Source organism: Streptomyces sp. Ag82_O1-12 (assembly GCF_900182715.1).
Taxonomy (GTDB): domain Bacteria; phylum Actinomycetota; class Actinomycetes; order Streptomycetales; family Streptomycetaceae; genus Streptomyces; species Streptomyces massasporeus.
Genome location: NZ_FXUW01000001.1, coordinates 4,181,029 through 4,195,606 on the forward strand (window position 1 = coordinate 4,181,029; position 14,578 = coordinate 4,195,606).

Consider the following 14,578-nt stretch of genomic DNA (forward strand, 5'->3'; position numbering starts at 1 on the left):
AATTCAGCTCACTTCAGGGAGTGTTGGGCGAACCCACGATCCGGCGGGCGAGATCGCGCAGCTTCACGTTCTCCCGCTGGGAGGCCCGCACCAGGCTCTCGAAGGCCGCGGTCGCGTCGATGCCCTGGCGCTCCATGAGGATGCCGGTGGCCTGGCCGATCAGGTCCCTGGTGTGCATGGCCTCGGTGAGCTGCTCGCGCACGGTCGCGGAGTCCAGGGCGATGCTGACGTGCGCGCTGAACAGCCGGCCGACCCGCGTGGCCTCCTCGTCGAAAGCGCCCGGTTTGCGCGCGTAGGCGGTGAGGACGGTCAGCCGGCGCCGGTCGGCGCGCAGCCGCAGCGACAGCGCCGAGCGCAGGCCCAGGGCCGCCAGCACGTCCCAGCCGTCGTCCGCCTCGCTGTCCGTTATCCGCGCGACCGGGCTGTTCCACAACTGGTCCCACAGCCCGTGCTGTTCGCGGCCGGTGTACCGGGACTCGGCGGAGCGCACGACCTCGTCGGTCCAGGCGAGCGTGCGGATCTTGTTGCCGCGCTCGATCACGGAGATGCCGACGTGCTCGGCACCCGGCATGAGATGCGCGGCCAGCCGGACCGCGGTGCGCAGCGTGCTGTGAGGTGTGAGGGTCTCGTGCAGTTGCTGCGACGCCACCGTCAACGCTTCGGCCAGCTCGGAGCCGACCGGAAAACGGGGCAAATCAGGAAACTCGGACGCAGCCACCACGAACCTCTTCGGCATGCACGGCCAACGGCCGTGCGCAGGAGAGCTCCGCAGCACATTCCCGACTGCGAGCACAGGACGGACAGCACTCTAACTGCTCGGTTGCCTCCAGGTGACGTCCGGCCGACGCCGCCACGGGGCGCTTCCGCCACCCACCCCCCGCGTGGTGGAATGGCACCACGGGTCAGGAAGCGGCCTCAGCGGAATCCGGACGAACGTCTGCCAGGTGAGTGCCGTGACCTTCTTCACGAATCCCACAGAACCGCGCGACCTCCCCGGCCGCGTCCACCTCACGATGCCCGCCGAGATCGACTTCTGCAACGCGGCGGAGCTGTTGCCACTCCTCATGTCCGCGGTCCGCGCCCGTGGGGACCGGCTGGAGGTCCTCGTCCTCGACCTGTCCACGACCTCCTTCATGGACTCCCAGGGCATCCGCCTCATCAACGACGTTCGGCGCCGGCTGCGCCCCGGGGCCGCGGTGCGTCTGGTGGCCCGGCCGGAGGGGATCACGAGCCGCGTCCTGGAGGTGACGGGTCTGCGCCGTGACGTCCCCGTGTACGACAACCTCGCCGAGGCCCTGGCGTCGTAGGCTGCGGCACATGGCACCGAACATCGCGACGAACACCCGTGTCTCCCTGGACGAGTTGCTCGACTTCGTACGCCCCCGGCACCACGCGATCCTGCTGACCCGCCGGACCGACGGCGGACCCCAGGGCTCCCCGCTGACCTGCGGTGTCGACGACTCCGGCCGGATCGTGGTCTCCACCTACCCCGAGCGCGCCAAGACCCGCAACGCCAAGCGGGACCCGCGCGTGAGCCTGCTCGTGCTCAGCGACGACTGGAACGGCCCCTGGGTGCAGATCGACGGCACGGCCGAGGTCGTCGACTCACCCGACTCCGTCGAACCCCTCGTGGAGTACTACCGGAACATCGCCGGGGAGCACCCCGACTGGGACGAGTACCGCGCGGCCATGCTCAAGCAGGGCAAGTCGATCATCCGGATCACGCCGGAGCGGTGGGGGCCGGTGGCGACCGGGGGATTCCCGGCGCGACTGGTGGAAGGGGAGTAGGTCAGCTCTCCCCGGGGGTTCCGGGGGCTTCCTCCGCCCCGGAGGCTTCCTCCGCCCCGGGGACTCCTTCCGCCCCGGAGGCTCCGCCCTCGCGGGCGACCATCGCCTCGATGCCCGCGATCAGCAGCTCCAGCGCGAACTCGAAGTCGCGCTCCAGCATCTCGGCGACCGTGTCGCCGCCGCGCGCCGCCATGATCTCCCGGGACTCCTGGAGGACCTCGGCGGCCTGCGGGGCGGCGGTCACGGTGTCCATGGCCTGCTGGAAGTACTCGTCCACGCTCATGCCGCCGGCGGTGGCCCGGGAGGCGAGATGGCCCTCCATGGTGCCGTAGCCGTAGACGAACTGAAAGACGGCCGAGATCGTGCTCGTCATGCGTTTCACGGGCAGCCCGGTCCTGCGGACGACGCGCTGCACGACCCGTGAGAACGCCAGGCTGTGGGGGCCGATGTTGAGGAAGACCCCGACCAGGGCGGACACCCAGGGGTGGCGCACCAGCAGCGTCCGGTACTCCCGGGCGAGTGCCCGCACCTGGTCCCGCCAGTCCTCACCGGCGTCCGGATCGGGCAGCCGCACCTCGCCCATGGCCTTGTCGAGGGCGAGTTCGAGCAGGTCGTCCTTGGTGTCGACGTACCAGTAGACGGACATCGCCGTGACGTTCAGCTCGCCGGCGAGCCTGCGCATGGAGAACTTGGCCAGCCCCTCGGCGTCCAGCAGCCGCACGGTGACCTCGATGATCCGGTCCCGGTCCAGCCCCGACGGCTGCCCGCCACCGCGGCGCCGGTGCGCCTTGCCGTCCAGCCAGACGCTGGACCGCGGCTGATCCTGCCGGGCGGCTTTCGCCATGGCGCACCTTCCTCGATCTTGCAACGCCGCTCATGCTAGACGCGCCGAGTTTCAGGGGCGCGTGGCTGTGTCGATGTGCGGCTTTGCCGCGTGGGCGCGATCAACCACAGCGGACCCGCACCCACGCGCCACGACCCCTCCCGGACTCCTAGGCGGATTCTGCCCGCTCGGCCCGACGCAGCAACCCGGCCGCGACCAGTCCACCGGCCAGCACGGCGACCGCCCCCACCAGCTGACTGGTCTCCAGCCCGGAGGCGAACGCGTCGGAGATCCTGGCCTTCTCCTCGGCCGAGTCCGCCGCCGCCAGCGCCGCCGGCAACGACGCCGCGGACACGGCGACCAGCGACGCGAACCGGGAGTTGAGCACGGCTCCGAGGACGGCGACCCCCAGCCCGTTGCCGAACTCCGCGAGCGTGCCGTTGATCCCCGCTCCGACGCCCGCCTTCTCCGGCGGTATCGCGCCCATGATCGCGTTGGCCATCGCCGGCATGGACAGCGCCACACCCGCGCCCATCACGATCAGCCCGAGCAGCATGCCCCCGTACCCGTGGCCCCCGAGCAGCGCGATCGCCGCGAGCCCGGCGGACACCAGGGTCATGCCGAGCGCGATCGCCGCCGGCGTCCCGGCCTTCAGCACCAGCTTCGCCCCGACCCCCGTGAAGTTGAGCGCGACGACGGTAAGTGCCAGCGGCGCCGTCCGCAGCCCGGCGTCCAGCGGCTCGTAACCGAGCACGAACTGGAGGTGCTGCGTGAGCAGGAACAGCGACCCCGTCATGCCGAACGCCACGAGGATCGCGCCCGCGACCGCGCCCACGAACTTCTGGTTGCGGAAGAAGTGCATGTCGAGCATCGGGTGTTCGGTCCGCAGCTCCCACAGCACGAACAGGCCGAGCACGACCACGCCGATCAACGCCGAGACCAGCACCTGCGCGGAGGTCCAGCCGTGCTCGGGCCCGGTGATGATCGCGTACACCACGGCCGTCATGCCGATGGTCGACAGCACCGCGCCGACCAGGTCGGGCCGGTCCCCGGCCTTGTGCTTGGACTCCGGCACCAGGGCCGCGACCGCGACCAGGCCGAGCAGGGCGACCGGGATGTTGATCAGGAAGATCGCGCCCCACCAGAAGTGGTTCAGCATCACGCCGCCGATCAGGGGTCCGGCCGCGAAACCGAGCGAACTGACCGTCGACCAGAGCGCGATGGCCTTCACGCGCTCCTGGTCGTCGAAGATCTGCACGACCACGGCGAGGATGGTGGTCATCAGCAGCGCCCCGCCGACGCCCATGCCCGCCCGGGCCGCGATCAACTGGCCCGGGCTCTGGGACAGTCCGGCCGCGAGCGAGCCCAGGCCGAAGATCGCGAGGCCGGACATCAGCAACAGCTTGCGGCCGTAGCGGTCGGCGGCGTTCCCCGCGGTGAGCAGCAGGCCGGACTGCACCAGCGCGTACGCGTTCATCATCCACTGGACGTCGGCGGTGGAGGCGTCCATCTCGCGGGTGAGCGAGGGGATGGCCACGTTGAGGATCGTGTTGTCGAGCAGCACGGTGAGCTGCGCGAGGCAGATGACACCGAGGATCAGCCAGCGCTGGGGGTGGCCGCCCGGTGCGGTGTGCGGCAGTGCCGTTTCCTGGGAGGACGTCGTCATGCTGTACACCGTAGAACAGTCCCTATACGGCGTACAACAGAGTTTCCGCGGGGACGGCGAAGGGCGGTGGCTTTCCGCCACCGCCCTTCGTCCGGTCGGGCTCGGGTCAGCTGCTCGCCTTCTGCGTAAGGTCGTAGAACGTGGTCGAACCGACCGTGACCTTCTTGAAGGTGGCCTCGACCCAGGAGGTGATTTGGGAGGAGGTGCCGTCGCTGTTGCCGCCCATGCCGCCCATGCCGCCCATGCTGCCCGAGGCGATGAAGTAGTGGATCTTTCCGTCCGCCACGTACTTCTTGAACTGGGCCAGGGTCGGGGACGGGTCGGTTCCGTTGAAGCCGCCTATGGCCATCACCGGGTCGCCGGTGGACAGCTGGTAACTCGCCGCGTTCTGGGCGCCGATGGCCGCGGCGGCCCAGGTGTACTGGTCGGCGTCGGTGTCCAGCAGCTTCTTGGCCTCGGAGCTGACGCTGGCGCCGTTGAGCAGGCCGCCGACGCCACCGCCGCCGCCCATGCCGCCCATCCGACCGCCGTCGCCGTTCTGCTGGTTCTGGCCCTGGCCCTGCTGGTTCTGGTTCTGGCCGCCGCCGGGGAAGCCGCCTCCGCCCGGGAAGCCGCCTCCGCCGGGGAAGCCGTTGCCCTGCTGACCCTGGGCGTTGCCGTTGCCGTTCTGCTGGTTCTGGCCCCGCTGGTTCTGGCCCTGCTGGTTCTGGCCGCCGCCCGGGAAGCCGCCTCCGCCGGGAGCGCCACCGCCGCCCGGGCCGCCTCGGCCGCCCGCGACCGCCGGGCCCGCCGTGACGATCGAGCCGCTGTGCCCCTCGTTCACGGTGGTGAGGGTGTACGCCGCCGGACCGGCCAGCGCGGCCACGAGGCCAAGCCCGGCCGCTCCCAGGGCCAGCCGGCGTCCCAGCCGGCCGGCGAAGATCAGGCCGAGGGCCGCCGTCAGACCGCCGACCAGGACCAGCCACTTGAGCCAGGGCAGGTAGTCGGAGGAGCGGTTGAGCAGGACGTACCCCCAGGCCGCGGTCGCGGTCATGGCGGCCGCCAGGGTCAGCGACGCCCACGCCTTGTCCCGCTTCTCCCAGAGCAGCGCCGCTCCCATGCCGACCAGTGGTGCGATGTAGGGGGCGAGGGCGACCGTGTAGTACTCGTGGAAGATGCCCTGCATGTAGCTGAAGACCAGCATGGTGGTGAGCAGCGCGCCGCCCCACACCAGGAACGCGCCCCGGGCCGCGGAGGTCCGGCGGGACGTGGGGGTCCCCCCGCTCGAGCGAAGTCGAGAGTGGGGGAGCGTGGCCACCAGGCCCGCGACGAGCAGGATCAGCGCGGCCGGGATCAGCCAGGAGATCTGGCCGCCGATGGAGGAGCTGAACAGCCGGTCCCAGCCGGTCTCGCCCCAGGCCCCACCGCCGTTGCCGCCCCCGCCACCGCCTCCGACGCTGCCGGTCTCGTCGCCGTTGAGGCGGCCCAGGCCGTTGTAGCCGAAGGTCAGGTTCAGGAAGCTGTTGTTCTGCGAGCCGCCGATGTAGGGGCGGGAGGACGCGGGCCACAGCTCGACGATCGCGACCCACCAGCCGCCGGAGACGACGATCGCGGCGAGACCCGCGGCGAGCTGACCGATCCGCTTGCGCACCGTCACCGGGGCGCAGACGCCGTACACGAGGGCGAGCGGCGGCAGGATCAGGAAGGCCTGGAGCGTCTTGGCGAGGAAGGCGAAGCCGATCGCGGCACCGGCCCACAGCAGCCACTTCGTGCGGCCGTCCTCCAGGGCGCGGATGACGAAGTAGCAGGCCGCCGCCATCAGCAGCGCCAGCATCGCGTCCGGGTTGTTGAAGCGGAACATCAGCGCCGCGACGGGGGTGAGCGCGAGCACCGCACCCGCGATCAGACCGGCCGCGGGGCTGAACTGGCGACGCACGGCCGCGTACACGACGGCCACCGTGCCGACGCCCATGAGGACCTCGGGCGCGAGGATCGCCCAGGAGCTGAGGCCGAAGAGCCGCACGGAGAGGGCCATGGGCCACAGGGAGGCCGGGGGCTTGTCGACGGTGATGGCGTTGGCCGCGTCGAGCGAGCCGAAGAAGAACGCCTTCCAGGACTGGCTGCCGGCCTGTACGGCCGCCGAGTAGAAGGAGTTGGCGTAGCCGGAGGCGCTCAGGTTGTAGAGGTAGAGGACGGCCGTCGCCAGCAGCAGTGCGAGGAAGGCCGGGCGGGCCCAGCGGGGGTCCTCCGGCCGGCCGTGCCAGAGCCGTTGCGGGAAGGGCCGCTCGGTGGCGCCGGAGGCCTGGGCCGGTTCGGGTGTCGCGGGGCGGGCCCAGCTGCTCGGACCCGCGTCTCTGTCCGTGGTCGGCTGGTCGAAGTGGACGGTCATCGCAAGTCCCTCAAGTCGGTGTCGTGCGGGCGCACCGGCTGCAGTTGCAGGGTGGCGTCCGGCCAGGTGCCGTCCGCGGCTTCACCGGCGCGGAAGGGGGAGGTGCCGTACGGGGCCGCGTCGTACGGCGTGGTGTTGTACGGGGCGGTGTTGTACGGGGCGGTGTTGTGCGGCGTGGTGTTGTGCGGCGTGGTGTTGTGCGGGGCGGGCGCCGGTGAGTCGTCCTCGCGCCGGTCCGGGAACACCCACGCCCGGAAGAGCAGGAAGCGCAGCACGGTCGCCGCGAGGTTGGCCGCGACGAGGACGGCCAGTTCGGTGGAGTGCGCCGGCTCGGAGGTCGCCGCGTTCAGTGCCGCGAGCGAGCCGCTGGTCAGGGCGAGCCCGATACCGAAGACGACCAGGCCCTGCGCCTGGTGCCGTACGGCCCCGCCGCGCCCGCGCACCCCGAAGGTGAGCCGCCGGTTGGCCGCGGTGTTGGCGACCGCCGAGACCAGCAGGGCGAGGGCGTTGGCGATCTGGGAACCGCAGAAGACCCGGAAGCCGCTGTAGAGCAGCAGGTAGAACAGGGTGGACAGGGCGCCGACCACGCAGAATCCGACCAGCTGGCGGGCGAGTCCCTTGGGCACGTCCTTGATGTCACGGTCGCGCGGGTCGTCGCCGAACGGCCGCGCGATCCGGTCCAGCGGCAGCGAGCCGGTGGCCAGGGCTTTGCCGACCCGCCACACGCCCTTGAGGTCGTCGGTCGCGGTCCTGACGATGTGCACGGTCGAGTCGGGGTCGTCGACCCAGTCGACCGGCACCTCGTGGATCCGCAGCCCGGCGCGCTCGGCGAGCACCAGCATCTCGGTGTCGAAGAACCAGCCGGTGTCCTCGACGAGCGGCAGCAGCACCTGCGCCACGTCCCGGCGGATCGCCTTGAAGCCGCACTGGGCGTCGGAGAACCGCGCCTGGAGCGAGCCGCGCAGGATGAGGTTGTAGGCCCGGCTGATGAACTCGCGCTTGGGGCCGCGCACCACCCGCGAACTGCGGGCCAGCCGGGAGCCGATCGCGAGGTCCGAGTGGCCGGAGATCAGCGGCGCCACCAGGGGGAGCAGGGCGTTGAGGTCGGTGGAGAGGTCCACGTCCATGTAGGCGAGGACCGGGGCGTCCGAGGCCGACCAGACGGCCCGCAGGGCCCGGCCGCGCCCCTTCTGCTCCAGGCGGAAGGTCGTGACCTCGGGGATCTCCGCCGCCAGCCGCCCGGCCACCTGCGGGGTGGTGTCCGTGGAGGCGTTGTCCGCGATCGTGATGCGGAACGCGTACGGGAACGTCCGGTCGAGGTGCTCGTGCAGTCTGCGGACGCACGGCTGGAGGTCCTTCTCCTCGTTGTAGACGGGGATCACTACGTCCAGGACAGGCGTACCGGCTGGTGCGGCCGGGAGGTGCTCCCGCGCCGGCAGGGTGCCGGGAGAAGAGTCGGTTCGCATGGAACCGACTTTCGTCAGGCGCCCTGTTGTGCCCATGTGGTGACGCTGTGGCGTGCCTGTGAGTGCGGCTGCCAGCTCATGTCCGGCTGCGGCTCGGGCGGCAGCGCGGGCAGGTACACCGTGAACACGGTCCGCCCGGGCACGCTGTCGACGGTCACGGCACCGCCGTGCGCGGTCACCACGGCCTGCACGATGGCGAGGCCGAGACCGGTCGAGCCGGTGGCGCGGGAGCGCGCGGAGTCGCCTCTGGCGAACCGCTCGAAGACGTGCGGGAGCAACTCGGCGGGAATGCCCTGCCCGTTGTCCTCGACCTCCACGCACAGCCATCGGTCACGCCGCTGCACCCGCGCGGTGACGGTGGTGCCGGGCGGAGTGTGCTTGCGGGCGTTGCCGAGGAGGTTGACGAGGACCTGTTGCAGCCGGGCCGCGTCCGCCGACACGAGCGCGGGCTCGTCGGGCAGGTCGAGCCGCCAGATGTGGTCCTGGCCGGCCGCCCGGGCGTCGCTGATGGTGTCCACCACGAGCGGGACGAGGTCGGTCTGCTCGAACTGGAGCGGCCGTCCGGCGTCGAGCCGGGCGAGCAGCAGCAGATCCTCGACCAGGAGAGTCATCCGGCCGGCCTCGGACTCGATCCGGCCCAGGGCGTGCCGGGTGTCGGGCCCGACCTGCTCCCTGCCGCGCCGGGTGAGCTCGGCGTAGCCACGGATGGAGGCGAGGGGGGTGCGCAGCTCGTGGCTGGCGTCGGCGACGAACTGTCTGACGCGGGTCTCGCTCTGCTGCCGTGCGTGCAGCGCCCCGTGGACGTGGTCGAGCATCCGGTTCAGCGCGGCGCCGACCTTGCCGACCTCGGTGTGCGGGTCGGTCTCGGAGTCGGGGACCCGCTCGCTGAGGTTCACCTCGCCGGTGTGCAGGGGCAGTTCGGACACCCGGGTGGCGGTGGCGGCGACGCGGCGCAGGGGGCGGGTCGCCACGCCGATGAGGACGGAACCGGCGATGGCGGCGGCGACGAGTCCGGCGCCGGTGACGCTGACCTCGACGATGACGAGGGTGCTGATGGTGGTGGTGACCGACTCGGTGGGCAGGGCGACGTAGTAGGTACCGCCGTCGAGTCCGTTGACGTACTGCACGCGGTACTCGCCGAGGCCGGGAATCTCGACGGTGTGCATGCCCGTGGCCGGCACCTCGGCGAGGGCGGCCTTCTGTTCGTCGGTGAGGTCGACGGGGGTGTTCCCCTGGTAGAGGCTGTTCGCCTCGGGGTCCCCGGCGAAGGCGGCCCGGGTGATGCCGCCGTCGGCGCCGACCGCGGCGGCGACGGTCCCGGGCCGCGCCGGCCCCTTGATGAAACCGGTGATCCTGTCCGTCGCGTCGAGATCTTTCCCGCCACCGGGCTTCGCGGGACCCGACAGTCGCTTGCCGGAGTCGTCGACCTGCGCGTCGAGCTGCTCGTACAGATGCGATCGCAGCGCCAGCGTCGTCACCGTCCCGATCACCGCACACACCACGGCGATCAGCACCACGGACGCGACGACGAGCCGCGTTCGCAGCGTGCGCGGCTTGCCTGGTCGCCGCCCGCCCGCCCGTTGCTGCGTACGCGGCCGTCGTCGGCCGCTCATGACGCCGCGGGCTTGATCAGGTACCCGGCACCGCGCCGCGTGTGGATCATCGGCTCGCGTCCGGCGTCGATCTTCCGTCGCAGATAGGAGATGTACAGCTCGACGACGTTGGCCTGGCCGCCGAAGTCGTACGACCACACCCGATCGAGGATCTGCGCCTTGCTGAGCACGCGGCGCGGGTTGCGCATCATGAACCGCAGCAGCTCGAACTCGGTCGCGGTCAGGTGGATGTCGTCCCCGGCCCGGCTCACCTCGTGGCTGTCCTCGTCGAGGGTGAGGTCGCCGACGACCAGCATGGAGTCCGAGCGCCGGTCGGCGGCGCCGGAGCGGCGTATCAGCCCGCGCAGCCGCGCCACGACCTCCTCCAGACTGAACGGCTTGGTGACGTAGTCGTCCCCGCCCGCCGTGAGCCCGGCGATCCGGTCCTCGACGGCGTCCTTGGCGGTGAGGAACAGCACCGGCACGTCCGGCAGTTCCCGGCGCAGCCGGCCGAGCACGGCCAGCCCGTCCATGTCGGGCAGCATCATGTCGAGGACGACGGCGTCGGGCCGGAAGTCGCGGGCGGCCTGGATCGCACCCGTGCCGTCACCGGCACTCCGGATCTGCCATCCCTCGTAGCGCAGGGCCATGGACAGCAGCTCGGTGATCGACAGCTCGTCGTCCACCACGAGCACGCGGACGGGGCTCCCGTCCGGCCTGAGCAGTTCGGTGCGCCCGTGGGGCGAGGTCGTGGTCATGTGAACACGATGTCGGCGACCTCTGAGAGCACGCTTTCGACAACCTGTGATTTCCCTGAGAAACACACAGGCGCCTCTCAGGGAACTCCTGGGTAGGCCGCGCGGGCACTCGTCGGCAGACCGCGCGGGTCAGAACAAGCCGTCCTGCACGCCTGCCGCCTCCCTGAACTGCCGTACGGGCACGGTCAGTTCGTCTCCCGCGGCGGGCACCAGCCCCCATCCGGTCATCAGCCGCGTGTCGAGCACGACGACCCCGTCGCCGGTGGCGAGGTGCAGATCCGGTCCGGCGGCCGCGACCAGCTCCCCGCCGACCGCACCCCCGGCGACGAGCTCGCTCACGCCGCCCATGGCGACGGGCACGTCCGCCAGCCCGAACACCCCGACGTGATCGACGACCCGCAGCGGTTCCCGCACGAGCGACTCCGGCCACGCGGGGAGCGCGACCGCCCTCTCATGCAGCTCGGCGACCTCACGGACCCGGTCTGCGGCGCTCTTCGGCAGCGCGGCCCGCACCGCCCGCTTCTCGGCGTACGGAATCCGGTCGGGCACCCGCAGGGCGGCCCTGAGCAGCTCCTCCGTACGCCGCGCGGCCATGAGAGGACCGACGCCCAGCCAGCTGAAGCAGACGGCGCCCTGCTCCAGCAGCCGGGCCGAGCCGCGCTCCTCGGCGGTGATCCCGACCTTGACCATGCCGGGCCCGAACCACGCCAGATAGACGTGGTAGGGCCGGGGATCATCGGCGATGGTGTCCGCGGCCACGGAGTGCGCCCGGTCCAGCCGCGCGCACTCCTCACACCGCGCCCCCGTACTCCGCCCCGGCACGGCCGCACCCACGGGGCACGCGTGCCCCCGAGCCCCCACGCAGGTGCGCACACCCCCTTCCGCGACCCCGAAGGCGACGCGTTTCCCCCAGGTCAGCGCGCTGCGCCGCCCGCCGTCCCACAGCAGCACGGGACCATCCGCCGACCACCGCAGCCCCGAGCACTTCCATGCCTGTGCCATCTCTGCCGAGCGTAGGGGGCACCACTGACAACGGGGGGGCGGCCGGTGAAGGCGGGCGGCTGGTGGAGGCGGCCGGTGGAGGCGGCGATGGGGAACGGCCTCAGCGCACGGAGTCGGCCCCGGCGGCGGTCACGGTCTCCGGCTCGCTCTGGCGCTGAGCCGGCATGACCGGCTCCAGCGCACCCGTGCCACGCCGCGGCCCCCGCCCGGCCAGCCGGCACCCGAGGCACTCCGCGTGCCCGCCGGGCGCCGCCGAGTCCCGCACCCGCCATCCCCACTCCGCCCGGGGCCGCACGCCCGGCCCCTTGCCCCATCCGGAGAGATGCAGGGCCCACGTGACGAGCAGACTCACGACCCCGATCGCCACCCCGCCCGCGATCAGCGCGGCGGAGACGGTGCAGACCCCCAGCCCCGCCACCCCGGCCCCGACGGTGGCGATGCCGAATCCGACCCAGCCCGCAACCGTGTGCCCGTGGTCATACTGATGTGCACTCACGTGTCACTCCCTCGCACCCGAGGACTCCGAGCCCGAACCCCTCATCTGCTAAGACTTTTACAGCCCAAACATCTCACGAACTAAGGGATCTGGGAATGCAAGCCAAGCCTCGTCCGGCCGCCACGCCGGAGCAGGCGCTATCGGCGATGGACCAGCTCATCGCGACTCACCTGGTCGGACAGCACGAGATCGCCCAACAGGTGGGCCTGAGTGTGACCGACCTCACCTGCTTCGCCTACGTCATCGAGGCCGGCGAGAACCTCCCCACGGCAGGAGACCTGGCAGCCCGCGTCCATGTCACGACCGGCGCGGTCACCGGCATCCTCAACCGCCTGGAACGCGCCGGCTACATCACCCGCCGCCCCGACCCCGAGGACCGCCGCCGCATCCGCGTGGCGGCCCAGCCCGACGCGGTCGCCCGCGTCCGAGAGGTCTACGAGCCGTACTACGCCCGCCTCACCCACCTCTTCGCGGACTACTCCCCGGACGAGATCGCGGTCCTGCACGACTGGTTCACCCGCGCGAGCACGCTGGCGGCGACGTACCTGGAGGAGCACTGCCGCCCCGACTGAACCGGGGCCCGGGGAGGCCGGGGAGGCCGGGGAGGCCGGTGCCGACGTGAACCTGACACAGGGTCAGCAGCGCGGAGTGGTGGCGGTCTTTCCACGCTTTCCGCTAGGAGCCTTTGGAGGGAAGCTGAGGGGACGCGGTCTCGGGGCGGTCATGGGTGTCTTTCCGCTCGGCGGGAAGTACGGCTCGGCGCTTCGAGCCGAGTACGCCGCCGCGCCCGGCCTGTGCGGGGACGGCGCCGGCGCCCGCCGCCCGTACCGGCCCCGGGCCGCTCGTCTGCCGCGCCAGGCGTCGGCAGAGGTCCGCCAGACGGATGTAGAAGCGGTCGGGGAGGAACACCGCGTCCGCGACGATCATCGCCCCGGAGAAGAGGGGCAGCCCCATGAGCACGGCGATGCCGAGGTGCATACCCAGCAGCAGGGTGAGAACCGGGTACTTGAGCCTGCCGAACAACACGAACGGGAAGGCCACCTGAAGGAGCACGGTCAGGTAGCCGGCGATGGCGATCACGAGCGTGTGCTCGTCCACGAAGTTCGAGAGCGCGGGCCAGGGCCGGAAGAGTTCGAGGTTCAGGGCGTAGTGGAGAGCGGTGCCGTTGCCCCAGGTACTGCCCTGGACCTTGTACAAACCGGCTGATCCATAGAGAAGGCAGACCTGCGCCGCGATGAGGAACATGCCGCAGTTGTGCACCGCAGTGACCAGGGTGGTCCGGCTGTCCCGGAGTTGCCGTGCGAGAGGGCTGCCGAGTGCTCGCGGCCCGCTGTCGGCAGAAACCGCCTTCCGACCGGTCCTGCGCGCGTCCAGGGACAGGCGTCGGCCGCAGGCGGTGAGGACGAGGTAGAGGGCCATGAGCAGGATCAGATTGTCGCCCCCGTCCGTCATGAAGATCGCGCGCGCATGGAACGAGGTCACCATGACGGCGAAGAGGACGGACATGATGCGGGTCCGCCAACCCAGCACGAACAGTGCGGACGTGACGAGGGCCAGCACGTAGCAGAGCTCGAAGTAGGCCCGGCTGTCGGACAGGGCCAGAACGCTGACCCACCCCGTCGACTCGAAGAGCTCGTCGGCCAGGGCGGACGTCCACGGAGATCCGGGGCCCCAGATCTCGTCCCGGTGCGGGAACTCACGCAGCAGAAAGACCAGGTAGAGCAGCCCGTAGCCGATGCGCAGCACCGACGCGGCGTACAGGGACACCGGGCGCCCGGTCAGGAGGCCCCACCCCGCGGAGATCCGGTCGGCGAGCCACCGGTCCGCGGCGTGGAGTGCCGTCCTCCGCGCCTCGTTCCCGTCCTGGGCCACATTCGCCTCATTCAGCATGGCGGGGCACCTTCCACCAGGGCAGAAGCCGGTTCTCGGCCGGCTTCCTCGGACGGTCGCCGGCTGATGATCCGGGCGCGGCGACGGGCAGGGTGACGACGCGGAGTTGAACGAAGTCGAACGTGCCGCCCCGCTGGGCGGCGAGGCGGTCCGCGGCGATGTTGGTCAGGTACTTCCGCATCATCACGGCGCGTTCCGTGCGCGCCCCGTCGTCCCCTCCGTGCGAGTCGACATAGCCGGACCATGCGCGGCGCAACATGTTCTGAGCCGTGTGGCTCGGAAAGACGTGATGTTCGACCGCGGAGCCGTCCACGGCGGAGAGGTCGAACCAGGGGCTCACCTCGAACGATCCATCGGAATCGGTGCGGGCGGTTCTCGCCAGGATCTGCCGGTTCACGGATTCCGGATCCGGGGCGAAAAGCCGCCAATTCTGTTCGAAAAAGGGGAACACCCATGCATTGATCTGCGAGCTGTATCGTTTCGAGACGGTGTTGGCCGGTGCCACATGGAGAAACACCAGAAGCACGTGGACAAAACTCGCCACCAGGCACAGGAACACGACGGCGCACAAGCCTTTTCTGAGGAAACGCGCACCTCTCGGCAACTTGGGCGGAGCGGCCGTGGCGTCATGGAATTCCTGCACATCCGGACCGGGTCCGGAATGCTGGATTTCCTTCACGTCCGCCGCATCGATTCCGCTCGACATCGCCTACCGCCTTTCTCGGATCA

General features: G+C 71.0%; 14 protein-coding genes. 3 read left to right on the forward strand and 11 right to left on the reverse strand.

Going from position 1 to position 14,578, the window contains the following annotated elements; translation table 11 throughout:
• Positions 1 to 13: 13 nt before the first annotated feature.
• Entirely contained in the window at positions 14 to 736 is a 723-nt protein-coding gene (locus QOL88_RS19200; RefSeq protein ID WP_097217678.1) for a GAF and ANTAR domain-containing protein, read from the reverse strand.
• 277 nt (positions 737 to 1,013) lie between these two features.
• Between QOL88_RS19200 and QOL88_RS19205 the strand changes: the two genes are divergently transcribed.
• On the forward strand, positions 1,014 to 1,307 hold the full coding sequence (locus QOL88_RS19205) for an STAS domain-containing protein (RefSeq protein ID WP_349362281.1): 294 nt from the start codon (positions 1,014 to 1,016) through the stop codon (positions 1,305 to 1,307).
• Positions 1,308 to 1,317: 10 nt separating this feature from the next.
• Entirely contained in the window at positions 1,318 to 1,788 is a 471-nt protein-coding gene (locus QOL88_RS19210; RefSeq protein WP_062927800.1) for a PPOX class F420-dependent oxidoreductase, read from the forward strand.
• Between the two features lies 1 nt (position 1,789).
• On the opposite strand, the gene QOL88_RS19215 is transcribed toward QOL88_RS19210, so the two are convergent.
• The 8 genes from QOL88_RS19215 to QOL88_RS19250 form a co-directional block, all read right to left on the reverse strand.
• A complete protein-coding gene (locus tag QOL88_RS19215; protein WP_097217682.1) occupies positions 1,790 to 2,632 on the reverse strand; it encodes a TetR/AcrR family transcriptional regulator in 843 nt (280 codons plus the stop codon).
• Between the two features lie 148 nt (positions 2,633 to 2,780).
• The gene (locus tag QOL88_RS19220) at positions 2,781 to 4,277 is read right to left on the reverse strand and encodes an MFS transporter (RefSeq protein ID WP_097223080.1); all 1,497 of its coding nucleotides are present in this window, start codon (positions 4,275 to 4,277) and stop codon (positions 2,781 to 2,783) included.
• 106 nt (positions 4,278 to 4,383) lie between these two features.
• Positions 4,384 to 6,645, reverse strand: coding sequence for an ArnT family glycosyltransferase (locus QOL88_RS19225; protein WP_097217684.1), 2,262 nt, complete (start codon positions 6,643 to 6,645; stop codon positions 4,384 to 4,386).
• Positions 6,642 to 8,111: a bifunctional glycosyltransferase family 2/GtrA family protein gene (locus QOL88_RS19230; protein ID WP_097217686.1), complete on the reverse strand. Its 1,470-nt coding sequence runs from the start codon at positions 8,109 to 8,111 to the stop codon at positions 6,642 to 6,644. Before QOL88_RS19230 ends, QOL88_RS19225 begins: the two co-directional genes overlap by 4 nt.
• Before the next feature lie 14 nt (positions 8,112 to 8,125).
• A complete protein-coding gene (locus QOL88_RS19235) occupies positions 8,126 to 9,724 on the reverse strand; it encodes a sensor histidine kinase (RefSeq protein WP_179878904.1) in 1,599 nt (532 codons plus the stop codon).
• Positions 9,721 to 10,461, reverse strand: coding sequence for a response regulator transcription factor (locus tag QOL88_RS19240; RefSeq protein WP_097217690.1), 741 nt, complete (start codon positions 10,459 to 10,461; stop codon positions 9,721 to 9,723). Before QOL88_RS19240 ends, QOL88_RS19235 begins: the two co-directional genes overlap by 4 nt.
• 129 nt (positions 10,462 to 10,590) lie before the next feature.
• Positions 10,591 to 11,463: a DUF2797 domain-containing protein gene (locus QOL88_RS19245; RefSeq protein ID WP_097217692.1), complete on the reverse strand. Its 873-nt coding sequence runs from the start codon at positions 11,461 to 11,463 to the stop codon at positions 10,591 to 10,593.
• A gap of 100 nt (positions 11,464 to 11,563) precedes the next feature.
• A complete protein-coding gene (locus QOL88_RS19250; protein ID WP_097217694.1) occupies positions 11,564 to 11,959 on the reverse strand; it encodes an HGxxPAAW family protein in 396 nt (131 codons plus the stop codon).
• A gap of 95 nt (positions 11,960 to 12,054) precedes the next feature.
• Here QOL88_RS19250 and QOL88_RS19255 point away from each other — a divergent pair, with 95 nt between their 5' ends.
• Entirely contained in the window at positions 12,055 to 12,531 is a 477-nt protein-coding gene (locus QOL88_RS19255; RefSeq protein WP_097217696.1) for a MarR family winged helix-turn-helix transcriptional regulator, read from the forward strand.
• 103 nt (positions 12,532 to 12,634) lie between these two features.
• Here QOL88_RS19255 and QOL88_RS19260 read toward each other — a convergent pair whose 3' ends face one another.
• Both QOL88_RS19260 and QOL88_RS19265 read right to left on the reverse strand, forming a co-directional pair.
• Positions 12,635 to 13,849, reverse strand: a complete 1,215-nt coding sequence (locus QOL88_RS19260; protein ID WP_107426740.1) for an HTTM domain-containing protein — start codon at positions 13,847 to 13,849, stop codon at positions 12,635 to 12,637.
• A complete protein-coding gene (locus tag QOL88_RS19265; RefSeq protein WP_257027823.1) occupies positions 13,839 to 14,555 on the reverse strand; it encodes a DUF5819 family protein in 717 nt (238 codons plus the stop codon). The genes QOL88_RS19260 and QOL88_RS19265 overlap by 11 nt, the downstream gene beginning before the upstream one ends.
• Positions 14,556 to 14,578 lie beyond the last annotated feature (23 nt).